General features: G+C 68.7%; 20 protein-coding genes and 3 rRNA genes. 17 read left to right on the top strand and 6 right to left on the bottom strand.

Annotated features, from left to right (window positions below):
* The first annotated feature begins 91 nt into the window (after positions 1-91).
* Complete coding sequence (locus tag CNQ36_RS07740) at positions 92-337, top strand: chaplin (RefSeq protein WP_004933155.1); 246 nt, start codon at positions 92-94, stop codon at positions 335-337.
* Between the two features lie 462 nt (positions 338-799).
* On the opposite strand, the gene CNQ36_RS07735 is transcribed toward CNQ36_RS07740, so the two are convergent.
* Entirely contained in the window at positions 800-1,585 is a 786-nt protein-coding gene (locus CNQ36_RS07735) for a hypothetical protein (protein WP_121545442.1), read from the bottom strand.
* A 164-nt stretch (positions 1,586-1,749) separates the two neighbouring features.
* On the opposite strand from CNQ36_RS07735, the gene CNQ36_RS07730 reads away from it, so the two are divergent.
* The 3 genes from CNQ36_RS07730 to CNQ36_RS07720 all read left to right on the top strand — a co-directional run bounded on the left by CNQ36_RS07730 (position 1,750) and on the right by CNQ36_RS07720 (position 4,185).
* On the top strand, positions 1,750-2,547 hold the full coding sequence (locus CNQ36_RS07730) for an ABC transporter ATP-binding protein (RefSeq protein WP_121545441.1): 798 nt from the start codon (positions 1,750-1,752) through the stop codon (positions 2,545-2,547).
* Positions 2,548-2,654: 107 nt separating this feature from the next.
* Complete coding sequence (locus CNQ36_RS07725; protein ID WP_121548392.1) at positions 2,655-3,083, top strand: NfeD family protein; 429 nt, start codon at positions 2,655-2,657, stop codon at positions 3,081-3,083.
* A gap of 148 nt (positions 3,084-3,231) precedes the next feature.
* Positions 3,232-4,185: an SPFH domain-containing protein gene (locus CNQ36_RS07720; protein WP_004933168.1), complete on the top strand. Its 954-nt coding sequence runs from the start codon at positions 3,232-3,234 to the stop codon at positions 4,183-4,185.
* 85 nt (positions 4,186-4,270) lie between these two features.
* On the opposite strand, the gene CNQ36_RS07715 is transcribed toward CNQ36_RS07720, so the two are convergent.
* The 3 genes from CNQ36_RS07715 to CNQ36_RS07705 all read right to left on the bottom strand — a co-directional run bounded on the left by CNQ36_RS07715 (position 4,271) and on the right by CNQ36_RS07705 (position 6,353).
* Positions 4,271-4,777 (bottom strand): HNH endonuclease, encoded by a 507-nt coding sequence (locus CNQ36_RS07715; RefSeq protein ID WP_004933169.1) that lies wholly within the window; start codon positions 4,775-4,777, stop codon positions 4,271-4,273.
* 211 nt (positions 4,778-4,988) lie between these two features.
* Complete coding sequence (locus CNQ36_RS07710; RefSeq protein ID WP_004933171.1) at positions 4,989-5,528, bottom strand: YbhB/YbcL family Raf kinase inhibitor-like protein; 540 nt, start codon at positions 5,526-5,528, stop codon at positions 4,989-4,991.
* 42 nt (positions 5,529-5,570) lie between these two features.
* Positions 5,571-6,353, bottom strand: coding sequence for a sporulation protein (locus tag CNQ36_RS07705; protein ID WP_004933174.1), 783 nt, complete (start codon positions 6,351-6,353; stop codon positions 5,571-5,573).
* A gap of 191 nt (positions 6,354-6,544) precedes the next feature.
* On the opposite strand from CNQ36_RS07705, the gene CNQ36_RS07700 reads away from it, so the two are divergent.
* The 6 genes from CNQ36_RS07700 (at position 6,545) to CNQ36_RS34995 (ending at position 14,948) form a co-directional block, all read left to right on the top strand.
* Entirely contained in the window at positions 6,545-7,156 is a 612-nt protein-coding gene (locus CNQ36_RS07700; RefSeq protein WP_004933176.1) for a DNA-3-methyladenine glycosylase, read from the top strand.
* A 629-nt stretch (positions 7,157-7,785) separates the two neighbouring features.
* Positions 7,786-9,311, top strand: a 16S ribosomal RNA gene (locus tag CNQ36_RS07690).
* A 308-nt stretch (positions 9,312-9,619) separates the two neighbouring features.
* Positions 9,620-12,743: ribosomal RNA gene (locus tag CNQ36_RS07685) — 23S ribosomal RNA — on the top strand.
* 104 nt (positions 12,744-12,847) lie between these two features.
* Positions 12,848-12,964 (top strand): 5S ribosomal RNA (gene rrf, locus CNQ36_RS07680).
* Together the 16S, 23S and 5S rRNA genes form the textbook arrangement of a ribosomal RNA operon.
* A gap of 152 nt (positions 12,965-13,116) precedes the next feature.
* A complete protein-coding gene (locus tag CNQ36_RS35815; protein WP_206278589.1) occupies positions 13,117-14,307 on the top strand; it encodes a hypothetical protein in 1,191 nt (396 codons plus the stop codon).
* Positions 14,199-14,948 (top strand): tetratricopeptide repeat protein, encoded by a 750-nt coding sequence (locus tag CNQ36_RS34995; RefSeq protein WP_206278556.1) that lies wholly within the window; start codon positions 14,199-14,201, stop codon positions 14,946-14,948. Before CNQ36_RS35815 ends, CNQ36_RS34995 begins: the two co-directional genes overlap by 109 nt.
* 64 nt (positions 14,949-15,012) lie before the next feature.
* Here CNQ36_RS34995 and CNQ36_RS07670 read toward each other — a convergent pair whose 3' ends face one another.
* Positions 15,013-16,329 carry a DUF1015 domain-containing protein gene (locus tag CNQ36_RS07670; RefSeq protein ID WP_121545439.1) on the bottom strand — a complete coding sequence of 439 codons (1,317 nt, stop codon included), beginning with the start codon at positions 16,327-16,329 and terminating at the stop codon, positions 15,013-15,015.
* Between the two features lie 73 nt (positions 16,330-16,402).
* On the opposite strand from CNQ36_RS07670, the gene CNQ36_RS07665 reads away from it, so the two are divergent.
* The 4 genes from CNQ36_RS07665 (at position 16,403) to CNQ36_RS07650 (ending at position 20,461) form a co-directional block, all read left to right on the top strand.
* Positions 16,403-17,431 carry an HAD hydrolase-like protein gene (locus CNQ36_RS07665; RefSeq protein ID WP_121545438.1) on the top strand — a complete coding sequence of 343 codons (1,029 nt, stop codon included), beginning with the start codon at positions 16,403-16,405 and terminating at the stop codon, positions 17,429-17,431.
* Between the two features lie 71 nt (positions 17,432-17,502).
* Positions 17,503-18,546: a FecCD family ABC transporter permease gene (locus tag CNQ36_RS07660; RefSeq protein WP_121545437.1), complete on the top strand. Its 1,044-nt coding sequence runs from the start codon at positions 17,503-17,505 to the stop codon at positions 18,544-18,546.
* Positions 18,543-19,580, top strand: a complete 1,038-nt coding sequence (locus tag CNQ36_RS07655; protein WP_004933182.1) for a FecCD family ABC transporter permease — start codon at positions 18,543-18,545, stop codon at positions 19,578-19,580. The genes CNQ36_RS07660 and CNQ36_RS07655 overlap by 4 nt, the downstream gene beginning before the upstream one ends.
* The gene (locus CNQ36_RS07650; RefSeq protein ID WP_121545436.1) at positions 19,577-20,461 is read left to right on the top strand and encodes an ABC transporter ATP-binding protein; all 885 of its coding nucleotides are present in this window, start codon (positions 19,577-19,579) and stop codon (positions 20,459-20,461) included. Before CNQ36_RS07655 ends, CNQ36_RS07650 begins: the two co-directional genes overlap by 4 nt.
* Here the strand turns inward: CNQ36_RS07650 and CNQ36_RS07645 are convergent.
* The gene (locus CNQ36_RS07645; RefSeq protein WP_004933187.1) at positions 20,445-20,792 is read right to left on the bottom strand and encodes a hypothetical protein; all 348 of its coding nucleotides are present in this window, start codon (positions 20,790-20,792) and stop codon (positions 20,445-20,447) included. The two genes, CNQ36_RS07650 and CNQ36_RS07645, sit on opposite strands and share 17 nt — an antisense overlap.
* Positions 20,793-20,834: 42 nt before the next feature.
* On the opposite strand from CNQ36_RS07645, the gene CNQ36_RS07640 reads away from it, so the two are divergent.
* The 3 genes from CNQ36_RS07640 to CNQ36_RS07630 are packed head-to-tail and all read left to right on the top strand — an operon-like array spanning position 20,835 to position 22,898.
* A complete protein-coding gene (locus tag CNQ36_RS07640) occupies positions 20,835-21,173 on the top strand; it encodes a hypothetical protein (protein WP_004933190.1) in 339 nt (112 codons plus the stop codon).
* A 7-nt stretch (positions 21,174-21,180) separates the two neighbouring features.
* On the top strand, positions 21,181-21,996 hold the full coding sequence (locus CNQ36_RS07635; protein WP_121545435.1) for a TlyA family RNA methyltransferase: 816 nt from the start codon (positions 21,181-21,183) through the stop codon (positions 21,994-21,996).
* On the top strand, positions 21,993-22,898 hold the full coding sequence (locus CNQ36_RS07630; RefSeq protein WP_004933194.1) for an NAD kinase: 906 nt from the start codon (positions 21,993-21,995) through the stop codon (positions 22,896-22,898). The genes CNQ36_RS07635 and CNQ36_RS07630 overlap by 4 nt, the downstream gene beginning before the upstream one ends.
* The last annotated feature ends 105 nt before the right edge of the window (positions 22,899-23,003 follow it).

Below are 23,003 nucleotides of genomic sequence, written 5' to 3'. Positions count from 1 at the left end.
CCCCCGGATGGCCGTATCCCCGGCCGGTGCCGGGCGTTCTCCAGTGCGTACCGCGGCGCCTGCCGCGGTCATCGCAAGGAGGGCTCGGAAAGTGAAGAACCTGAAGAAGGCAGCGGCCGTGACGATGGTGGCCGGCGGTCTGCTCGCCGCCGGCACGGGAATGGCCTCCGCCACCGACGGCAGCCACGCCGACGGCAAGGCCGTGGGCTCCCCGGGCGTCGTCTCCGGCAACGTCATCCAGGTCCCGGTCGACATCCCGGTCAACGTGTCGGGCAACAGCGTCAACGTCATCGGCCTCCTGAACCCGGCCTTCGGCAACACGGCGATCAACCACTGACGCCAAGGCCCCGGCCGGCCCACCCCACCAAGCCCCGGGGCCCACCCCACCGTTCCCGCAGCCATCCGTGCCGCTGAGACGGAACCCCACCCCCACCGCCGTTCCTGCGGGCGATCGTGCCGCTGGTGCGGGTCCCCACCCCGCCCCACCACTCCCGTAGCCATCCGTACCGCTGGGGCGGATCCCCGCACCCCACCGCTCCCGCGGGCAGTCGTGCCGCTGGGGCGGAAGCCCACCCCCACCCCACCGCTCCCGCGGGCAGTCGTGCCGCTGGGGCGGAAGCCCACCCCCACCCCACCGCTCCCGCGGGCAGTCGTGCCGCTGGGGCGGCACGGGTGGGCGCGACGGCACCCCGCAAGCGCCGGGCCGCGCGACCCGCCCCGTCCCGCACCAACACCGCGCGCCCCGCAAACGCCGGACAGCGCGGTCACTCACGCCGGACCCCCGAAAACGAGGGACCCGTCACACCCCCCGCGCCTCCACAACGGAGTTGTACGCAGCGACCTGCGCCCGCCGAGCAGTCCGCTCCACCGGTCGCAACGCCACAGCCCGCGCCGCCATCTCGGACGCACTCACCGCACCCCCGTGCCCCCCGCCCCCCGCCAGCGCGACCAACGCCCCCACCCGCTGCGCCAGCTCCAACACCCGCACCGCCCGAGGCGGATACCCCGGCGCCAGCACCTCCAGCCCCCGCGACGCGGCGGCCCGCGCCCGGTACGCGTCGATCGCCGCCTCCGCCACCGGCCCCGACCCGGCCACATCCAGCCGCGTCAGCACCTCCGTCGCCTCCCGCAGGGCCTCCGCCAGCTCCCGCTCCGCCTCCCCGAGCGACGGCACGTCCGCCGGCGGCGCCTCCCGCACCGGCAGGCAGTGCCACACCACCTCCACATGCACATCACCCTCGGGCCCGGCCTCGCGGACCTCCGGCACCAGCCCGAGAGCCGCCCCCTCGCACACGACCGCCTCCTCCACCTCCAGCGCCCGCGCGTTGAACTCCGGCGGCCCGCTCAGCCCCAGCGGATGCCCCGGCACCGGCAGCGCCACCCGCAGACCGGTCACCCCCAGCGCCCGCAGCCGCCCCAGCGCCAGCGTGAGCCCTACGGGCGCCGGCTCACCCGGCAGCCCCTCCACCCGGTGCACCGCGTCCTCGCCGACCACGGCGAGCACGGCGTCGTCCGGGGAGACAAGTCCGGCAAGAAGGGCGTTTCCCCAAGCGGCAAGACGTCCAGAGCGAGGTTCCGAAAGCATGCGTACACCCTAGACAGCGCCCAACAACCGGACCGAGGGAATGCCCCGCCCGACCAGTGGCGTAGATTTCATGAAGGGCTGCGCCCACGGGGTGCGGCGGACCGACCCACAGGCGTACGCGACAGCCGAGACCCGGCCACACTGCAAGGGGAGACACTGCGCTCATGAGCGATGTTCTGGAGCTTCAGGACGTATCCGTGGTCCGCGAGGACCGGGCTCTGGTGGACCAGGTCTCCTGGTCGGTCAAGGAGGGCGAGCGCTGGGTCATCCTCGGACCCAACGGCGCGGGCAAGACCACCCTCCTCAACCTCGCCTCCAGCTACCTCTACCCCAGCAAGGGCACCGCCACCATCCTCGGCGAGACCCTCGGCAAGCCCGGCACCGACGTCTTCGAGCTGCGCCCCCGCATCGGTGTGGCCGGCATCGCCATGGCCGACAAGCTCCCCAAGAAGCAGACGGTCCTGCAGACGGTGCTCACCGCCGCCTACGGCATGACCGCCGGCTGGCAGGAGGAGTACGAGGACATCGACGAGCAGCGCGCCCGCGCCTTCCTCGACCGCCTCGGCATGTCCGAGTACCTGGACCGCAGGTTCGGCACCCTCTCCGAGGGCGAGCGCAAGCGCACCCTCATCGCCCGCGCCCTGATGACCGACCCCGAGCTGCTCCTGCTCGACGAGCCCGCCGCCGGTCTCGACCTCGGCGGCCGCGAGGACCTGGTACGCCGCCTCGGCCGGCTCGCCCGCGACCCGATCGCCCCCTCCATGATCATGGTGACGCACCATGTCGAGGAGATCGCCCCGGGCTTCACCCACGTCCTGATGATCCGTCAGGGCAAGGTACTCGCGGCCGGCCCGCTGGAGCTCGAGCTCACCTCCCGCAACCTCTCCCTCTGCTTCGGCCTCCCGCTCGTCGTCGAGCAGGTCGGCGACCGCTGGACCGCCCAGGGCCTCCCGATGGCCTGAAGCCGGTGGCCCTGAGCCCCCGCCATCCCCAAATTCCCGAGTGGCGAGCCGCGTTCGACTGATCGGCGCCCTGTCGGGGACCGGGTGTGCGGACCTACCATGACCACGTGGACATCGACGCATGGCTGTGGTGGCTGATCGGCGCGGCGGTACTCGGCATCGGGCTCGTGATCACCGCGATGCCCGAACTCGGCATGCTCGCGGTGGGCGCCGTCGCCGCGGCACTGGTCTCCGGCATCTTCGGCGGCGGCGCCGTCGCCCAGGTCGCGGTCTTCGCCGTCGTCTCGACCGCGCTCATCGCCGTCGTACGGCCCATCGCCAACAGACACCGCGGACGGCCCCAACTCGCCACCGGGGTGGACGCCCTGAAGGGCAAACACGCCGTCGTGCTGGAACGCGTCGACGGCTCCGGCGGCCGGATCAAGCTGGCCGGCGAAGTCTGGTCGGCCCGCGCCCTCGACGCCGACCGCGCCTACGAAGTAGGCCAGGAAGTGGACGTCGTGGACATCGAGGGAGCCACAGCGATCATCATGTGACCGCGCACGACACAACTGGGCCGAACAACTCCCCAGTTGCACCGATGGTCTGTCAGACTCGACCAGCAAGATCTTCAACTGCGGGATCTTCCACAGGCACACGACCTGCCGTAGGCGCCGAGGCTAAGAAGGGTTCGGGGAACCAACGATGGAACCGATCATCATCGTCCTGATCATCCTGGTGGTGCTGGTCTTCATCGCCCTGATCAAGACGATCCAAGTCATCCCACAGGCCAGCGCCGCCATCGTCGAGCGCTTCGGCCGCTACACGCGGACACTCAACGCGGGCCTCAACATCGTCGTCCCGTTCATCGACACCATCCGCAACCGCATCGACCTGCGCGAACAGGTCGTCCCCTTCCCGCCGCAGCCGGTGATCACCCAGGACAACCTGGTCGTCAACATCGACACCGTCATCTACTACCAGGTGACCGACGCCCGGGCCGCCACCTACGAGGTCGCCAGCTACATCCAGGCCATCGAGCAGCTCACCGTCACCACCCTGCGCAACATCATCGGCGGCATGGACCTGGAGCGGACCCTGACCTCCCGCGAGGAGATCAACGCGGCCCTGCGCGGCGTCCTCGACGAGGCCACCGGCAAGTGGGGCATCCGCGTCAACCGGGTCGAGCTCAAGGCCATCGAACCGCCCACCTCCATCCAGGACTCGATGGAGAAGCAGATGCGCGCCGACCGCGACAAGCGCGCCGCCATCCTCCAGGCCGAAGGTGTCCGGCAGTCCGAGATCCTGCGCGCCGAGGGCGAGAAGCAGTCCCAGATCCTGCGCGCCGAGGGTGAGGCCAAGGCGGCGGCCCTGCGCGCCGAGGGCGAGGCCCAGGCCGTCCGTACGGTCTTCGAGGCCATCCACGCCGGCGACCCGGACCAGAAGCTGCTCTCCTACCAGTACCTCCAGATGCTCCCGAAGATCGCCGAGGGCGACGCCAACAAGCTCTGGATCGTCCCCAGCGAGATCGGCGACGCCCTCAAGGGCCTCTCCGGCGCGATGGGCAACTTCGGTGGCATCGGGGGCGGCTCGGGCGGCAACGGCCCGTCGGCCAACGTCCCCGCCCAGGAGCGCCGCGAGAAGCCGTCCATCGACTGACACCGCCTCAGGGGCGCGGGGAACTGCCCGGGCGACCACGATGCACCCGCATCCGGCAGCGACCCCCGCCCCTACGGCGAAGCCCTCACGCCGCGTCCAGCGCCAGCCACTCGGGCAGCGCCTCGAACTCCTCGGCGCCCAGCGCCAGCAGCATCGCGTCGGCCGGCGTCGGCTCGAAGGGCCGGCGCAGCAGCGGCATCCCCGCCTGCTCCGGCGTCCGGTTGGCCTTGCGGTGGTTGTCCTCCGCGCAGGAGGCCACCGTGTTCAGCCACGTGTCCTGCCCACCGTGCGACCGCGGCACCACGTGGTCCACGGTCGTCGCCCGCCGCCCGCAGTACGCGCACCGGTGCCGGTCCCGCACCAGTACACCCCGCCTGGACCACGGCGCTTGTCTTCGGAACGGCACCCTCACGTACTGGCAGAGCCTGATCACCCGGGGCGCCGGTATGTCGACCTCGGCTCCGCGCATCCGCAGCTCGGGGTGGGCCTGCTCGACGACGGCCTTGTCCTGGAGCACCAGAACGACGGCTCGGTTCAGCGTCACCGTCGACAACGGCTCGAAGCTCGCGTTGAGAACCAGCGTGTCCCGCATACCAGCCCACCTCCCGTGTGCACCGGCCCACCCCTCGGCGGGCTGGGATCAACTCTGGCCGGGCACGCCGAGATGGACAACGCAATATCTGCTGCTCCCGCGGGAGGTGACCCCCGCGACCCCCGGCAACAAAAAAATGCCCGCCCCTGATCAATTCCAAGACCAGGGGCGGGCAAACGTTCCGTGAACCCTCGGGGCCGCCGGGACCGCCTCAGGATTCCGCGGGAACCTCGTACTCACCGATCAGCTGCGCACGCGCCAGCGTGTGGAACCGCAGGTTGAAGCCCACGGCGGCGGGCGACGCGTCCGAGTCCGGACCGAGCTTCTCCTGGTCCACGGCGTACACCGTGAACACATACCGGTGCGGTCCGTCCCCGGGAGGCGGCGCGGCACCGCCGAAGTCCTTGCTGCCGTAGTCGTTGCGCGCGTGCACCGCGCCCTCGGGCAGTCCCTCGAACCCGCCGCCGCCCGCACCGGCCGGCAGCCCGGTCACCGAGGCCGGGATGTCGAACAGCACCCAGTGCCAGAACCCGCTGCCCGTCGGGGCATCGGGGTCGTAGCAGGTCACGGCGAAGCTCTTGGTCTCCGGCGGGAAACCCTCCCACCGCAGCTGCGGCGAGGTGTTCCCGGCCGCGTGGACCTGAGCATCCTGGAGCGTCGCCCCCTCCTTCACATCCTCGCTCGTCACCGTGAACGACGGCACGGGCGGATGGAAGTCGTGGGGGAGCGGCCGCCGCTTGAGCTCGGTCACCTCGGTACCTCCTGATCGATTGCGTTCGGTCGGGGACCGAGCCTAGAACCAGTTGCGCCTGCTGCCGACCTCCGACAGCCACTGGTTGAGGTACGCCGTCCAATCGGTCCCCTGGTAGTCGTTCAGTCCCACCTTGAAGGAGCGGAACGTGTCGCTGCCCTCGCTGAACAGACCCGGCTTCTTGTCCATCTCCAGCACCACGTCCATGGCCTGCTCATCGGCCACGAAGCTCAGCTCGACCTGGTGCAGCCCCCGGTACTGCTGCGGCGGGAAGAACTCGATCTCCTGGTAGAACGGCAGCTTCTGCCGGGTACCCCGGATCTGGCCGCGCTCCATGTCCGCGTTCTTGAAGCGGAAGCCCAGCTGGATGAACGCGTCCAGGATCGCCTTCTGCGCCGGCAGCGGGTGCACGTTGACCGGGTCCAGGTCACTGGAGTCCACGGCACGCGCGATCGCCAGCTCGGTGCTCACCCCGATGTTCATCCCGCGCAGCGACTGCCCGTCGATCATCGTGATCGGCGTCTCCCACGGGATCTCCAGCCCGAACTGCACCGCGTGCACCGCACCGGCCTGGAGCTCGAAGGCACCGCCCAGCGACGACTTCGTGAACTCGATGTCCTGCTTGTACTCCTGGTCGCCGCTCTCCACCTCGACCTTGGCCTGCAGCCCGACCGACAGACCCTCGATCTGCTGGTTCACGGACCCGCCCTGAATCCGCACCTCGCCCTGGACGACCCCGCCCGGAACGACGTTGACCTCGTGCAGCACCGTCTCCACCGAGGCCCCGCCGGCACCCAGACTCGCCAGCAGCTTCTTGAACGCCATGTCTCTCCCTCTGTCGTCCTGCCATCGCTTCCGTGCAAGGACCCTGACCTCTAACAACGCGATCCGGCCGTGGCCGGTTCCGTCGGCCCTCACCCTGGCAAGTGCGGGGCCACGGTGACCACCCCGCGGCATCCGCCTTCTCCAGTACGCTCGGACGGCATGATCGCGACACCCGACCGTACGCCCACGGCATGAACGTCACCGACCTCGCCCACCCCGCGGAAGAAGTCGCCCCCAGGCTGCTCGGCGCCGTCCTCACCCACGAGACACCCGAGGGAACCGTGGCCATCGCCATCACGGAGACCGAGGCGTACTCCGGTACGGCCGACCCCGCCTCCCACGCCTACCGGGGCAGGACAACCCGCAACGCCGTCATGTTCGGACCGGCCGGACACATGTACGTCTACCGCTCCCACGGTCTCCACTGGTGCGCCAACATCGTCACCGGGACGGACGGCATCGCCTCAGCCGTCCTCATCCGGGCGGGCAGGGTCGTCGAAGGGGAGGAACTGGCGCGCAGACGGCGCGGGAGCACGGTCGAGACTCCACGTCTCGCGCGGGGGCCGGGGAACTTCTGCCAGGCGCTCGGCATCACGGCGGAGCACGACGGCGCGAATCTGCTGAAGGGCTCCCCGGTCGCGCTGTCCGACGGCGAGCAGGTACCCGCCGACCTCATCCGGATCGGCCCTCGGGTGGGCGTGAGCAAGGCCCACGACTGGCAGCACCGCTTCTACCTCGCCGGCGATCGCACGGTCTCTGCCTACCGCCTGAGCCCGAGAGCCAAGCCGTCCACCGGGGCCTGAGCCGCCGGACCGACAGCCGAGTTGACTCGACCTGGCGAGGTGCGTAGTGTAGTCCGAGCCGCTTGAACCGGGTACGGCATTGCCTGCAGCCGGAAGCGGCCAACCCACTACCTACGATCACCCCTCAGCGGGGTCGAATTCGCCATGTCCGCATGTCTGAATTCCGAACCGCGGAGCCCGATTATGAATCGGGCGGGGGAATCGGCTAGCGTAGTGAATGTCGAAAGGCCGACAGGCGAAAGCCGAGGGTTCGACGACAAAACCCGCCGACCGGGAATCAGGCCGAGAGGATCTGATAGAGTCGGAACCGCCGGAAAGGGAAACGCGAAAGCGGAAACCTGGAAAGCGCCGAGGAAATCGGGTCGAGAAAAGATCTGATAGAGTCGGAGACGCAAGACCGAAGGGAAGCGCCCGGAGGAAAGCCCGAGAGGGTGAGTACAAAGGAAGCGTCCGTTCCTTGAGAACTCAACAGCGTGCCAAAAGTCAACGCCAGATATGTTGATACCCCGTCCATCCGGTTCGGATGGTCGAGGTTCCTTTGAAAAAACACAGCGAGGACGCTGTGAACCACCGGACTATTCCTCCGGTGGTTCCGCTCTCGTGTGTGCGCACCCGATTACGGGTAAACATTCACGGAGAGTTTGATCCTGGCTCAGGACGAACGCTGGCGGCGTGCTTAACACATGCAAGTCGAACGATGAACCACTTCGGTGGGGATTAGTGGCGAACGGGTGAGTAACACGTGGGCAATCTGCCCTGCACTCTGGGACAAGCCCTGGAAACGGGGTCTAATACCGGATACTGACCCGCCTGGGCATCCAGGCGGTTCGAAAGCTCCGGCGGTGCAGGATGAGCCCGCGGCCTATCAGCTTGTTGGTGAGGTAACGGCTCACCAAGGCGACGACGGGTAGCCGGCCTGAGAGGGCGACCGGCCACACTGGGACTGAGACACGGCCCAGACTCCTACGGGAGGCAGCAGTGGGGAATATTGCACAATGGGCGAAAGCCTGATGCAGCGACGCCGCGTGAGGGATGACGGCCTTCGGGTTGTAAACCTCTTTCAGCAGGGAAGAAGCGAAAGTGACGGTACCTGCAGAAGAAGCGCCGGCTAACTACGTGCCAGCAGCCGCGGTAATACGTAGGGCGCGAGCGTTGTCCGGAATTATTGGGCGTAAAGAGCTCGTAGGCGGCTTGTCGCGTCGGTTGTGAAAGCCCGGGGCTTAACCCCGGGTCTGCAGTCGATACGGGCAGGCTAGAGTTCGGTAGGGGAGATCGGAATTCCTGGTGTAGCGGTGAAATGCGCAGATATCAGGAGGAACACCGGTGGCGAAGGCGGATCTCTGGGCCGATACTGACGCTGAGGAGCGAAAGCGTGGGGAGCGAACAGGATTAGATACCCTGGTAGTCCACGCCGTAAACGGTGGGCACTAGGTGTGGGCGACATTCCACGTCGTCCGTGCCGCAGCTAACGCATTAAGTGCCCCGCCTGGGGAGTACGGCCGCAAGGCTAAAACTCAAAGGAATTGACGGGGGCCCGCACAAGCGGCGGAGCATGTGGCTTAATTCGACGCAACGCGAAGAACCTTACCAAGGCTTGACATACACCGGAAACGTCTGGAGACAGGCGCCCCCTTGTGGTCGGTGTACAGGTGGTGCATGGCTGTCGTCAGCTCGTGTCGTGAGATGTTGGGTTAAGTCCCGCAACGAGCGCAACCCTTGTCCCGTGTTGCCAGCAGGCCCTTGTGGTGCTGGGGACTCACGGGAGACCGCCGGGGTCAACTCGGAGGAAGGTGGGGACGACGTCAAGTCATCATGCCCCTTATGTCTTGGGCTGCACACGTGCTACAATGGCCGGTACAATGAGCTGCGATACCGCGAGGTGGAGCGAATCTCAAAAAGCCGGTCTCAGTTCGGATTGGGGTCTGCAACTCGACCCCATGAAGTCGGAGTCGCTAGTAATCGCAGATCAGCATTGCTGCGGTGAATACGTTCCCGGGCCTTGTACACACCGCCCGTCACGTCACGAAAGTCGGTAACACCCGAAGCCGGTGGCCCAACCCCTTGTGGGAGGGAGCTGTCGAAGGTGGGACTGGCGATTGGGACGAAGTCGTAACAAGGTAGCCGTACCGGAAGGTGCGGCTGGATCACCTCCTTTCTAAGGAGCACTTCTTACCAACTCCGGTTGGTCAGAGGCCAGTACATCAGCGAATGTCTGATGCTGGTTGCTCATGGGTGGAACGTTGACTACTCGGCACACTTGATCGTCTTCTCCTTCCAGTACTGCTCGTCAGAGCGTGGAACGAATGAGGGAAGCGGTGAGGGTGTCGGGCACGCTGTTGGGTGTCTGAGGGCACGGCCGTATGGCTGCCTTCAGTGCCGGCCCCAGTGCACTCGAGCTCATGGCTCGGGGTGATGGGTGGTTGGTCGTTGTTTGAGAACTGCACAGTGGACGCGAGCATCTGTGGCCAAGTTTTTAAGGGCGCACGGTGGATGCCTTGGCACCAGGAACCGATGAAGGACGTGGGAGGCCACGATAGTCCCCGGGGAGTCGTCAACCAGGCTTTGATCCGGGGGTTTCCGAATGGGGAAACCCGGCAGTCGTCATGGGCTGTCACCCTTGCCTGAACACATAGGGCAAGTGGAGGGAACGCGGGGAAGTGAAACATCTCAGTACCCGCAGGAAGAGAAAACAACCGTGATTCCGGGAGTAGTGGCGAGCGAAACCGGATGAGGCCAAACCGTATGCGTGTGAGACCCGGCAGGGGTTGCGCATACGGGGTTGTGGGATCTCTCTTCTACGGTCTGCCGGCCGTAGGGCGAGTCAGAAACCGTTGATGTAGGCGAAGGACATGCGAAAGGTCCGGCGTAGAGGGTAAGACCCCCGTAGTCGAAACATCAGCGGCTCGTTTGAGAGACACCCAAGTAGCACGGGGCCCGAGAAATCCCGTGTGAATCTGGCGGGACCACCCGCTAAGCCTAAATATTCCCTGGTGACCGATAGCGGATAGTACCGTGAGGGAATGGTGAAAAGTACCGCGGGAGCGGAGTGAAATAGTACCTGAAACCGTGTGCCTACAAGCCGTGGGAGCGTCGGACATCAGCTTGCTGGTGTCTCGTGACTGCGTGCCTTTTGAAGAATGAGCCTGCGAGTTTGCGGTGTGTTGCGAGGTTAACCCGGGTGGGGAAGCCGTAGCGAAAGCGAGTCCGAATAGGGCGATTCAGTAGCACGCTCAAGACCCGAAGCGGAGTGATCTAGCCATGGGCAGGTTGAAGCGGAGGTAAGACTTCGTGGAGGACCGAACCCACCAGGGTTGAAAACCTGGGGGATGACCTGTGGTTAGGGGTGAAAGGCCAATCAAACTCCGTGATAGCTGGTTCTCCCCGAAATGCATTTAGGTGCAGCGTCGTGTGTTTCTTGCCGGAGGTAGAGCACTGGATAGGCGATGGGCCCTACCGGGTTACTGACCTTAGCCAAACTCCGAATGCCGGTAAGTGAGAGCGCGGCAGTGAGACTGTGGGGGATAAGCTCCATGGTCGAGAGGGAAACAGCCCAGAGCATCGACTAAGGCCCCTAAGCGTACGCTAAGTGGGAAAGGATGTGGAGTCGCACAGACAACCAGGAGGTTGGCTTAGAAGCAGCCACCCTTGAAAGAGTGCGTAATAGCTCACTGGTCTAGTGATTCCGCGCCGACAATGTAGCGGGGCTCAAGCGTACCGCCGAAGTCGTGTCATTGCGATATGTACCCCCAACGGGGATCGTGATGGGTAGGGGAGCGTCGTGTGCCGGGTGAAGCAGCGCCGGAAGGCAGTTGTGGACGGTTCACGAGTGAGAATGCAGGCATGAGTAGCGATACACACGTGAGAAACGTGTGCGCCGATTGACTAAGGGTTCCTGGGTCAAGCTGATCTGCCCAGGGTAAGTCGGGACCTAAGGCGAGGCCGACAGGCGTAGTCGATGGATAACCGGTTGATATTCCGGTACCCGCTGTGAAGCGTCAAACATCGAATCCAGTGATGCTAAGCCCGTGAAGCCGCCGGCTGAGTCTTCGGACGAGGTCGGAGTGGTGGAGCCGGTGACCCGAGCTGGTAGTAGGTGAGTGATGGGGTGACGCAGGAAGGTAGTCCATCCCGGGCGGTGGTTGTCCCGGGGTAAGGGTGTAGGCCGGACGGTAGGTAAATCCGCCGTTCATTAAGGCTGAGACCTGATGCCGAGCCGATTGTGGTGAAGTGGATGATCCTATGCTGTCGAGAAAAGCCTCTAGCGAGTTTCATGGCGGCCCGTACCCTAAACCGACTCAGGTGGTCAGGTAGAGAATACCGAGGCGTTCGGGTGAACTATGGTTAAGGAACTCGGCAAAATGCCCCCGTAACTTCGGGAGAAGGGGGGCCACGTCTGGTGAGAGCACTTGCTGCTCGAGCTGGGGGTGGCCGCAGAGACCAGCGAGAAGCGACTGTTTACTAAAAACACAGGTCCGTGCGAAGCCGTAAGGCGATGTATACGGACTGACGCCTGCCCGGTGCTGGAACGTTAAGGGGACCGGTTAGCTCACTTTCGGGTGGGCGAAGCTGAGAACTTAAGCGCCAGTAAACGGCGGTGGTAACTATAACCATCCTAAGGTAGCGAAATTCCTTGTCGGGTAAGTTCCGACCTGCACGAATGGCGTAACGACTTCTCGACTGTCTCAACCATAGGCCCGGTGAAATTGCACTACGAGTAAAGATGCTCGTTTCGCGCAGCAGGACGGAAAGACCCCGGGACCTTTACTACAGTTTGATATTGGTGTTCGGTTCGGCTTGTGTAGGATAGCTGGGAGACTTTGAACTCTGGACGCCAGTTCAGGGGGAGTCGTCGTTGAAATACCAGTCTGGTCGTGCTGGATGTCTAACCTGGGTCCGTGATCCGGATCAGGGACAGTGTCTGATGGGTAGTTTAACTGGGGCGGTTGCCTCCTAAAGAGTAACGGAGGCGCCCAAAGGTTCCCTCAGCCTGGTTGGCAATCAGGTGTTGAGTGTAAGTGCACAAGGGAGCTTGACTGTGAGACCGACGGGTCGAGCAGGGACGAAAGTCGGGACTAGTGATCCGGCGGTGGCTTGTGGAAGCGCCGTCGCTCAACGGATAAAAGGTACCCCGGGGATAACAGGCTGATCTTCCCCAAGAGTCCATATCGACGGGATGGTTTGGCACCTCGATGTCGGCTCGTCGCATCCTGGGGCTGGAGTCGGTCCCAAGGGTTGGGCTGTTCGCCCATTAAAGCGGTACGCGAGCTGGGTTTAGAACGTCGTGAGACAGTTCGGTCCCTATCCGCTGTGCGCGTAGGAGTCTTGAGAAGGGCTGTCCCTAGTACGAGAGGACCGGGACGGACGAACCTCTGGTGTGCCAGTTGTTCTGCCAAGGGCATGGCTGGTTGGCTACGTTCGGGAGGGATAACCGCTGAAAGCATCTAAGCGGGAAGCCTGCTTCGAGATGAGGACTCCCACCTCCTAGAGAGGGTAAGGCTCCCAGTAGACGACTGGGTTGATAGGCCGGATATGGAAGCACGGTAACGTGTGGAGTTGACCGGTACTAATAGGCCGAGGGCTTGTCCTCAGTTGCTCGCGTCCACTGTGTTAGTTCTGAGACAACGACCGTTGTCGGCTTTGAGCAGAACAGACAAAAGAAAAGTGTGCTTGTTCGCTCGAAACCATTAGGGTTTCGGTGGTCATAGCGTAGGGGAAACGCCCGGTTACATTTCGAACCCGGAAGCTAAGCCTTACAGCGCCGATGGTACTGCAGGGGGGACCCTGTGGGAGAGTAGGACGCCGCCGAACAATCTTTGGAAGGGACCTCCGGTCTCCAGCGTTCAGCTGGGGCCGGGGGTCCCTTTTTTATTTATGCTTGCGGTACCGAAGACAGGAGTCACCGATGTCCACCAACTCTCCCGACGACCGACCTGACCGCGACCAGCGGCGACGGGACAGTGGTGACCGTCCTGAGCGCTCCGACCGCGGTGGTCAGCGCGGCGCCGGCCCGCGTCGAGGCGACGACCGTGACCGCGGTTTCCGTCGTGACGACCGCAGCGGCGGCCGGCCGGAACGTGGCGGCTACCGCGGACGGGACGACAACCGCGGTGGCGAGCGCGGTGGTTATCGCGGACGGGACGACCGCGAGCGGTCCGGCTTCCGCCGTGAGGACGACCGTGGTGGTGACCGTGACCGCGGTTTCCGCCGTGACGACCGTCGTGACGACCGGCGGGGCGACGATCGCGGTGGCTTCCGTGGCCGTGACGACCGTGGCCGTGACGACCGCGGCGGTTTCCGTCGTGACGACCGTGGTGGTTTCCGCCGCGACGACAACCGCGGTGGGGACCGTGGTGGTTTCCGCCGCGACGACACCCGTGGCGGTGACCGCGGTGGCTTCCGCCGTGAGGACGACCGTGACCGCGGTTTCCGCCGTGACGACCGCCGTGACGACCGCCGTGACGACCGTCGTGACGACCGGCGGGGCGACGATCGCGGTGGCTTCCGTGGCCGTGACGACCGTGGCCGTGACGACCGCGGCGGTTTCCGTCGTGACGACCGTGGTGGTTTCCGCCGTGACGACACCCGCAGCGGTGACCGCGGTGGCTTCCGCCGCGAGGACAGCCGCGGTGGTGACCGCGGCGGCTTCCGGCGTGACGACCGAGGCGACAGCCGTGGCGGTGACCGCGGTGGTTTCCGCCGGGAGGACACCCGTAGCGGTGACCGTGGTGGTTTCCGTCGGGAGGACACCCGCAGCGGCGACCGTGGTGGTTTCCGCCGGGAGGACACCCGCAGTGGTGACCGGGGCGGTTTCCGTCGGGACGACACCCGCAGCGGTGACCGAGGCGGCTTCCGTCGCGACGACACCCGTGGTGGCGAGCGCGGTGGGGACCGTGGTGGCTTCCGGGGCCGTGACGACCGTGGGCGTGGGCCCCGGCGGGACGACCGTGGCGGTCGGCCCGGTGGGTACCGTGGGCGCGACGACCGGCCCGGTGGCGGCCGGTTCCGTGAGGAGCGGGAACGCGACCGCGAGCCGATCAAGCGGCTGCCGATCCCCGAGGACGTCACGGGTGAGGAGATCGACGGCGACGTACGGCAGGAGCTGCAGAGCCTGCCCAAGACGCTCGCGGAGGACGTCGCCAAGAACCTGGTGATGGTCGCGCGGCTGATCGACGAGGACCCCGAGGGCGCGTACGGCTACTCCAGGGTGGCCCTGCGGCTGGCCTCGCGTGTCGCCGCCGTACGGGAGGCCGCCGGTTTCGCCGCGTACGCCAACCAGAAGTACTCCGAGGCGCTCGCCGAGTTCCGGGCCGCGCGGCGGATGACCGGGACCGTGGAGCTGTGGCCCCTCATGGCCGACTGCGAGCGCGGGCTCGGGCGGCCCGAGAAGGCGCTCGACATGGCTGGTGCGCCCGAGGTGCAGAAGCTGGACAAGGCCGGCCAGGTCGAGATGCGGCTCGTCGCCGCCGGCGCACGGCGCGACATGGGGCAGCTGGACGCGGCGATCGTGACGCTGCAGAGCTCCGAGCTGGCGTCCCACTCCGTGCAGCCGTGGACCGCGCGGCTGCGCTACGCCTACGCCGACGCGCTGCTCGCCGCCGGCCGTAACGGCGAGGCACGGGAGTGGTTCGCCAAGGCCGTCGAGGCCGACCGGGACGGCAGCACCGACGCCTCCGACCGGCTCGCCGAGCTGGACGGCGTGGAGTTCATGGACGCCCTCGACGAGGGCGAGGGCGAGAACGCCGTGAACAAGGACGCCGAGGACGACAAGGGCGCCGAGGACGACAAGGACTGACGTCCGGGCAGGGCGCGGAACAGCCGTCAAGGGGGCGGGTCTCTACGGAGACCCGCCCCCTTCGTCACAGGCCGGGCTCGAGATCGAGCGCGCGCAGGACCAGACCCGACGCCGGCTTCGGGCCGAACGACGTCGACTTGCGCGGCATCGTGACACCCTCGCGGGCGAGGTCACGGACGACGTCCTCGCGCACCGGGTGCATCAGGACGGCCGTGCCGCCGTCACGTTCCGCCTTCTCGACGGTGGCGGCCGTGTCGTGGATGTACGCGATGCGGGCGGGGTCGTCGGGGACGCGCCAGACGTGGTCGAGGAGCGTCGCGTGCAGGACCGTGGCGTCCAGGGCGCGCCAGGCCGCCGGGCGGTCGACCGGCACGGTGCGGGCCAGCAGACCGGGGTCCGGCCGGTCCACGAGGTGGAAGGCGCCGTCACCGGCGAGGAGGAAGGCGTTGCCGGCCGAGGCCGCCGGGGCCAGGGCGTCCAGGGCACCGGACAGCGTGGTGCCGTCGAGGCGGCGCACCCGGAACAGCCCGTCGAGCGCGGCCACGGCGTCCGCGACCGGCAGACCGTGCAGCAGCCGGTGGATGGCGCGGACGCGCAGGGGATAGCGGGCCGTGTCCACGAGGAGCACCAGGCCGTGGTCCCAGGGGCTGGGGGAGGGGTGCTCCGCGCGGAGGCGGCGGTAGGTGGCCCAGCGGTGGTGGCCGTCGGCGATGAGGGCCTGGTGCCCTGCGAGCTCCCGCTGGACCGCCGCCGTGTCTGCGGAATCCGTCACCGACCACAGGCGATGGTGGAAACCGTCCTCCGTGGTGGTCGCGAGGAGGGGCCGCCGCTCCGCCGTGCGTTCGATCAGGCCGGCCGTGACGGCGGCCGTCGAGCCGTCGTCCCCGTCGCCCCGGTAGGTGAGCAGCAGCGGTTCGAGATTGGCCGAGGTGGCCCGCATGAGGTCCGCGCGGTCGGCGACGATGTGCGGCATGACGTCCTCGTGCGGCAGCACCAGCCGCTCGCCGGGGTCCGACACGCGCAGTGCCCCTATGACGCCGCGCTGCACCATGCCGTCGCCGTCCCGCTGCTCGTAGACGTACAGGCCGGGCTCCGGGTCGACGGTCAGCACGCCCTCGGCGCGCCAGCGGCGCAGTGTGCCGGCGGCCTGGGCGTTGCGCGCCGCGGGCGTGCCGGCCTCGGGCAGGATCAGCCGCACGATGTTGTACGGGTCGGCGGACTGGAGGTGGTGCAGGCCGTCGGGGCGGACGACGACGTCGTACGGCGGGGATGTCACGGCGGCCAGGCTGCCGACCCGGTCGGGGTCGTAACGAAGGCCTCGGAACGGGGTGAGTTCCAGGCCCCGGGGCGCCTTCGCCGTCGAGTGACCTGCAGTGTTCATCCCGGCATCGTACGGCTGCCGGGGGCATGGGGGATGATCGGGGGAAAAGCCGTCGAACGAGGAGCGATGCCGAATGAGCCGGAGCGTCAGGACGAGGCCCGAGGGCAGTGGGCAGACCCTGAACGAGGCGTACGACACGGCGCTGCTCGACCTGGACGGTGTGGTGTACGCGGGCGGGAACGCCATCGACCATGCCGTCGCGTCGCTCGCCGCGGCCCGCGAGGGCGGAATGCGCCTCGCCTACGTGACGAACAACGCCCTGCGCACTCCGGACGCCGTCGCCGCCCATCTGACCGAGCTGGGCATACCGTCGGAGGCCGGCGACGTCATCACCTCCGCGCAGGCGGTGGCGCGGCTGATCAGCGACCAGGTGCCGCAGGGCTCCCGGGTGCTGGTCGTCGGCGGCGAGGGGCTGCGGGTGGCGCTGCGCGAACGCGGACTGGTGCCCGTGGAGTCCGCGGACGACGACCCGGTGGCGGTCGTCCAGGGATACGGCGGGCCCGAGCTGCCGTGGGGGAGGTTCGCGGAGGCGTCGTACGCCGTGGCGCGCGGGCTGCCGTGGTTCGCGTCCAACACCGACCTGACGATCCCCAGCGGCCGGGGCATCGCCCCGGGCAACGGCGCGGCGGTGGAGGTCGTCCGGATCGCCACGGGCGCCGAGCCGCAGGTCGCGGGCAAGCCGCTGCCGCCGATGCACCGCGAGACGATCCTGCGGACCGGCGCCGAGCGGCCGCTGGTCGTGGGGGACCGGCTGGACACGGACATCGAGGGCGCGTTCAACGGCGAGGTCGACTCGCTGCTGGTGCTGACCGGCGTGACGGACGGCGCCCAGCTGCTCGCGGCGGCGCCGCGGCACCGGCCGACGTACGTGGACGCCGATCTGCGCGGGCTGCTCACCGGGCAGCCGGAGGTCGCCTCGGCGGGCGACGGATTCCGCTGCGGTGGCTGGACGGCGCGGGCCGGTGCCGAGCAACTGGAGCTGGAGGGCGACGGCGGCGCCCTGGACGGGCTGCGGGCGTTGTGCGCGGCGGCGTGGACGCAGGCCGGGGACGGCGCCTGCGCGCTGGACGGGGGCAAGGCACTGGCACGGCTGGGATGGTGAGGGGCCCTCGGCCCGTCGGGGGCCGGTCCCGGGAATCGTGATCGAATGGGAGGGTAGGCTAACCTAACTGCGTGTTGGTCGAGAGTCCCCCCGAACAGCGCGCGGAGACCGCCCCCGCGCCCCCGAACCGCCGGGCGATACGCGTCCTCGGGCTGCTCGCCTCCGTCGTGATCCTGGTGCTCGTCGCACTGGCGAGCATCGCGGTCGGGGCGAAGGAGCTGTCCCTGGAGCAGGTCTGGCACGGCCTGTTCGCGGACACCGGCACCTACGGCGACGTCGTCGTGGCCGACAGACTGTCACGAACGGTCCTGGGCGTGCTCGCCGGGGCGGCGCTCGGCCTGGCCGGATCGGTGCTGCAGGCCCTCACCCGCAACCCGCTGGCCGACCCCGGATTGCTCGGCATCAACGCCGGCGCCTCCGCGGCCGTGGTCACCGCCATCACCTTCTTCGGCGTCACCTCACTGTCCGGATACGTGTGGTTCGCCTTCTTCGGAGCGGCGGCCGTCGGCGCGCTGGTGTGGTTCCTCGGCGGCAGCCGGGGCGCGACACCGGTGCGGCTGGCGCTCGCCGGTACGGCCATCAGCGCGGCCCTGTTCGGCTATCTCCAGGCCATCATGATCCTCGACGACGCGGCGCTCGGCAGGATGCGCTTCTGGACGGTCGGTTCGCTGTCCTCGGGGAGCAACTCGACCATCACGCAGGTGCTGCCGTTCATCCTCGGCGGGGCCCTGCTGGCGCTGGCGCTGGCCCGGCCGCTCAACGCGATGGCCATGGGCGACGACACCGCCAAGGCCCTCGGCGCGAACCTCAACCGCACCCGGGCGCTGTCCATGCTCGCCGCGACCGTGCTGAGCGGGGCCGCGACCGCCGCCTGCGGGCCGATCGTCTTCGTCGGCCTGATGGTGCCGCACGTGGTGCGCTCCTTCACCGGGCCCGACCAGCGCTGGATCCTGCCGTACGCGGCGATCCTGTCGCCCGTGGTGCTGCTCGGCGCCGATGTCGTCGGCCGGATCGTGGCCCGGCCCGCGGAGCTGCAGGTCGGCATCGTCACCGCGGTCCTGGGCGGCCCGGTCTTCATCTTTCTCGTACGACGGCGGAGGACGGCCCAGCTGTGAAGACCAACCGCGCGGTGCGTACCCCCGGCGGCCTCTCGGTCCGGCTGGACGTGCGCGCCCTCACCGTCGTCGTGCTGCTCCTGCTGGCGGCGCTCACCGCGGGCGTGGTGCTGATCGGCACCGGCGACTTCCCGATCTCCGCCGCCGACGTGCTGCGGACCCTCGCCGGCGAGGGCGACGCGGGCCAGGAGTTCATCGTCACCGAGCTGCGGCTGCCCCGGGTCCTGGTCGGGCTGCTGGTCGGCGCCTCCCTCGGGCTCGGCGGCGCGCTGTTCCAGTCCATCTCCCGCAACCCGCTGGGCAGCCCTGACGTGCTGGGCCTCGGGCAGGGGGCGACGGCCGGCGCCCTCACGGTGATCGTGCTGTTCGGCGGCACCGCCAACCAGGTGGCCCTGGGCGCGCTCGCCGGCGGACTGGTGACCGGGACCGCCATCTACCTGCTCGCCTGGAAGCGGGGCGTGCACGGATACCGGCTGGTCCTCGTCGGCATCGGCGTCTCGGCGATCGTCACGGCGGTCAACGGCTACCTGCTCACCAAGTCCGACATCGTCGACGCGGCCCGCGCGGTGGTCTGGATGACCGGCTCCCTCGACGGCCGCGACTGGGACCAGGTCTGGCCGCTGCTCGCCCTGAGCGCCGTCCTCCTGCCGCTGGTCCTCGCCAACTCCCGCGCGCTCGGGATGATGGAGATGGGCGACGACGTGTCGTACGCCCTCGGAGTGCGCGTGGAGCGCGTACGGCTGCTGCTGATGCTGTCCGCCGTACTGCTCACCGCGTCCGCCACCGCCGCCGCCGGGCCGGTCAGCTTCGTCGCGCTCACCGCGCCGCAGCTCGCCCGGCGCCTCACCCGCTCGCCCGGCCCGAACCTGGCGGCCTCGCTGTGCATGGGCGCCGCCCTCCTGGTCACCGCCGACTGGGTGTCGCAGCGGGCGTTCGGCGCCGAGCAGCTGCCCGTGGGCGTGGTCACCGGCGTGCTCGGCGGTGTCTATCTGCTGTGGCTGCTGGTCACCGAGCGCAGGGCGGGCCGGATATGAGCGCCGGCGGCACCACCAGCAGCGGGCCGAACCACCGAAGGAGCACCGTGAACCGACTGTCCGCCCAGAACGTCACCCTGGCCTACGACCAGCGGGTCATCGCCGAACAGCTGTCGGTGGAGATACCGGACAACTCCTTCACCGTGATCGTCGGACCCAACGCCTGCGGCAAGTCGACCCTGCTGCGGGCGCTGTCGCGGATGCTCAAGCCCAGCGAGGGACGGGTCCTGCTCGACGGGCAGGCCATCCAGTCGATGCCGGCCAAGAAGGTCGCCCGGACCCTCGGTCTGCTGCCCCAGTCGTCGGTCGCGCCCGACGGCATCACGGTCGGCGACCTGGTGGGCCGCGGCCGGTACCCGCACCAGGGCCTGCTGCGGCAGTGGTCGGGCGAGGACGAGCGTGTCGTCCGGGAGTCGATGGCCCGCACCGGCGTCGCCGAACTGGCGGAACGCTACGTCGACGAGCTCTCCGGCGGTCAGCGGCAGCGCGTCTGGATCGCCATGGCGCTGGCCCAGCAGACGCCGCTGCTGCTGCTCGACGAGCCGACCACCTTCCTGGACATCCAGCACCAGATCGACGTGCTGGACCTGTGCGCGGACCTCCACGAGGAGCAGGGGCGCACCCTCGTCGCCGTGCTGCACGACCTCAACCACGCCGCCCGGTACGCCACCCACCTCATCGCGCTGCGCGGCGGCGAGGTCATCGCCCAGGGCGCGCCGAACGACATCGTCACCGCGGAGCTGGTCCGGGACGTCTTCGGGCTGCGCTGCCAGATCATCGACGACCCCGAGACGGGGACCCCGCTGGTGGTGCCAGCGGCCCGCAGGGCACGGGCCGGGGGCGCGGCGGCGCAGAAGGTGGGCGCTACAGAAGCTTCCTGAGGTGGAACAGGTCGCGCAGACCCGCCTCCAGGCGCACCCGGCCCGAACCCCACGCGCGGGCGAAGTGGAGTTCGCCGCCGACCAGCGCCACCAGGTCGTCGCCCGTCATCGCGAGCCGTATCTGCGCCTTCTCGCGCGGCGGGCCGGGGAACGTCTCGTGCACCTCGATCCGCCCGCCGGTGAGCCGGCCGGCGAAGGTCACGTCCAGGTCCGTGATGTGGCAGCTGACCGAGCGGTCCAGCGCGGCGGCCGCGCGGACGTCCCCCTCGGCGCCCTGCATGCTGTCCGAAAGCTTGTCGAGTGCGGTACGGCACTCCTTGATCGTGGCCATCGCCGACGACGGTACCGCAGCCGTTCGCGGTAGCGTCGGGGCATGAACGACGCAGTGCCGCAGGCGGAGGGCACGGACCCGGGCATCGCGCAGCCGCCGCCCGACGACGGCCCCGCCGCGCCCGCCCCCCTCGGCGTGCCGCGCACCCCCACCGGGCACGCCGAGGTGGACGCCCACGTGGCGCGTCTGGCCGACGCCGACCACCTCGCCACGGACGGCCATCCCGAGGTGTACGAGGATGTGCACCGGGGGCTGCGCGACGCGCTCACCGCGCTCGACGCCCGCCCGGGACCCCAGGCGCCCGGCCGTCCCCCGACCACCACCCCGCAACGGGGCCCCGCGGGCCGCGAGCCCGCCGCGCCCCACGAACACAGGAGCTGAACCGAACGTGGCAGGAGTCGCACGCCGCCGTCTCGACGCCGAGCTGGTCCGCCGTAAGCTCGCGCGCTCGCGCGACCACGCCGGCCAGCTGATCGCCGCCGGGCGGGTCAGCGTCGGCAAGACGGTCGCGACCAAGCCCGCCACCCAGGTGGAGACCGCCGCCGCGATCGTCGTCGCCGAGGACGCGGGCGACCCGGACTACGTCTCGCGCGGCGGCCACAAGCTGGCCGGCGCCCTGGATGCCTTCGGCCCGGCCGGGCTGGCCGTCGAGGGGCGCCGGGCGCTCGACGCCGGCGCCTCGACCGGTGGCTTCACCGACGTACTGCTGCGGGCCGGGGCCGCGCACGTGGTCGCCGTGGACGTCGGATACGGACAACTCGCCTGGTCACTGCGCAACGATGAACGCGTCACCGTCAAGGACCGTACGAACGTACGGGAGTTGACGCTCGAGGTCATCGATGGGGAGCCTGTGGATCTTGTCGTGGGGGATCTGTCCTTCATTCCGCTCGGGCTGGTGCTGCCCGCCCTGAAGCGGTGCGTGAAGCCGGACGCCGACCTGGTGATGATGGTGAAACCGCAGTTCGAGGTGGGCAAGGAGCGGCTGGGCAGCGGCGGGGTCGTCCGCAGCCCGGAGCTGCGCGCCGAGGCCGTGCGGGGGGTGGCGGGCCGCGCCTGGGAGCTGGGTCTCGGAGTGAAGGGCGTGACGGCCAGTCCGCTGCCCGGACCCTCCGGGAATGTCGAATACTTTCTGTGGCTGCGGGCCGGGGCTCCGGAACTGGACCCGGCCGACGTTGACCGTGCAGTGGCGGAGGGGCCGCGTTGACACAGAACCGAGCGCGAACTGTTTTCCTGCTCGCCCACACCGGGCGGCCCGCGGCGATCCGCAGCGCCGAACTGGTGGTCAAAGGACTGCTGCGCTCCGGGCTCGGGGTGCGGGTGCTGGAGGACGAGGCCCGCGACCTGCCGCTGCCGGACGACGTGGAGACCGTCAAGGAGGCCACCCCGGAGTGCCTGGACGGCTGCGAGCTGCTGATCGTCCTGGGAGGTGACGGCACGCTGCTGCGCGGCGCCGAGTTCGCCCGCGCCTCCGGGGTGCCCATGCTGGGCGTCAACCTGGGCCGGGTCGGGTTCCTCGCCGAGGCCGAGCGGGACGACCTGGACAAGGTCGTCGACCGGGTGGTGAGCCGGGCGTACGAGGTCGAGGAGCGGATGACCGTCGACGTCGTCGTGCACCGCAACGGTGACATCGTGCACACCGACTGGGCGCTGAACGAGGCGGCCGTGCAGAAGGTGTCCGCCGAACGGATGCTCGAGGTCGTGCTGGAGATCGACGGGCGGCCGGTCACCGGCTTCGGCTGCGACGGGATCGTGTGCGCGACCCCGACCGGTTCGACCGCGTACGCGTTCTCCGCGGGCGGGCCCGTGGTGTGGCCGGAGGTCGAGGCGCTGCTGATGGTGCCGATCTCCGCGCACGCGCTGTTCGCCAAGCCGCTGGTGACCTCGCCGGACTCGGTGCTGGCGGTGGAGGTGCTGCCGCACGTCCCTCCGGGGGTGCTGTGGTGCGACGGCCGGCGAACCCTGGAGCTGCCGCCCGGGGCACGGGTCGAGGTGCGGCGCGGCGCCGTGCCGGTGCGGCTGGCCCGGCTGCACCACGCCTCGTTCACCGACCGGCTGGTGGCGAAGTTCGCGCTTCCCGTGTCCGGATGGCGCGGCGCACCTCATTAGCGGTTTCGGCGGGGTTCCGGAGCGCCGGCGAGTGCGGGTGGCACGTGGTCGCCCGCGCGGTTCCCCGCGCCCCCGGGCAGGTCCACTCCCGCGGGTGACAAGGGC

It is taken from the genome of Streptomyces fungicidicus, assembly GCF_003665435.1.
In the GTDB taxonomy this organism is placed as follows: domain Bacteria; phylum Actinomycetota; class Actinomycetes; order Streptomycetales; family Streptomycetaceae; genus Streptomyces; species Streptomyces fungicidicus.
Note: the sequence above shows the minus strand (reverse complement) of the source record. Positions and strands in the feature narration are given on the sequence as shown.

Coding starts and splice junctions, on each gene's coding strand:
- CNQ36_RS07650 (WP_121545436.1), top strand. CDS start 19,577: ATGAGCGCCGGCGGCACCACCAGCAGCGGGCCGAACCACCGAAGGAGC.
- CNQ36_RS07730 (WP_121545441.1), top strand. CDS start 1,750: ATGAGCGATGTTCTGGAGCTTCAGGACGTATCCGTGGTCCGCGAGGAC.
- CNQ36_RS07640 (WP_004933190.1), top strand. CDS start 20,835: ATGAACGACGCAGTGCCGCAGGCGGAGGGCACGGACCCGGGCATCGCG.
- CNQ36_RS07735 (WP_121545442.1), bottom strand. CDS start 1,585: ATGCTTTCGGAACCTCGCTCTGGACGTCTTGCCGCTTGGGGAAACGCC.
- CNQ36_RS07715 (WP_004933169.1), bottom strand. CDS start 4,777: ATGCGGGACACGCTGGTTCTCAACGCGAGCTTCGAGCCGTTGTCGACG.
- CNQ36_RS07665 (WP_121545438.1), top strand. CDS start 16,403: ATGAGCCGGAGCGTCAGGACGAGGCCCGAGGGCAGTGGGCAGACCCTG.
- CNQ36_RS07645 (WP_004933187.1), bottom strand. CDS start 20,792: ATGGCCACGATCAAGGAGTGCCGTACCGCACTCGACAAGCTTTCGGAC.
- CNQ36_RS07720 (WP_004933168.1), top strand. CDS start 3,232: ATGGAACCGATCATCATCGTCCTGATCATCCTGGTGGTGCTGGTCTTC.
- CNQ36_RS07705 (WP_004933174.1), bottom strand. CDS start 6,353: ATGGCGTTCAAGAAGCTGCTGGCGAGTCTGGGTGCCGGCGGGGCCTCG.
- CNQ36_RS07700 (WP_004933176.1), top strand. CDS start 6,545: ATGAACGTCACCGACCTCGCCCACCCCGCGGAAGAAGTCGCCCCCAGG.
- CNQ36_RS07670 (WP_121545439.1), bottom strand. CDS start 16,329: ATGAACACTGCAGGTCACTCGACGGCGAAGGCGCCCCGGGGCCTGGAA.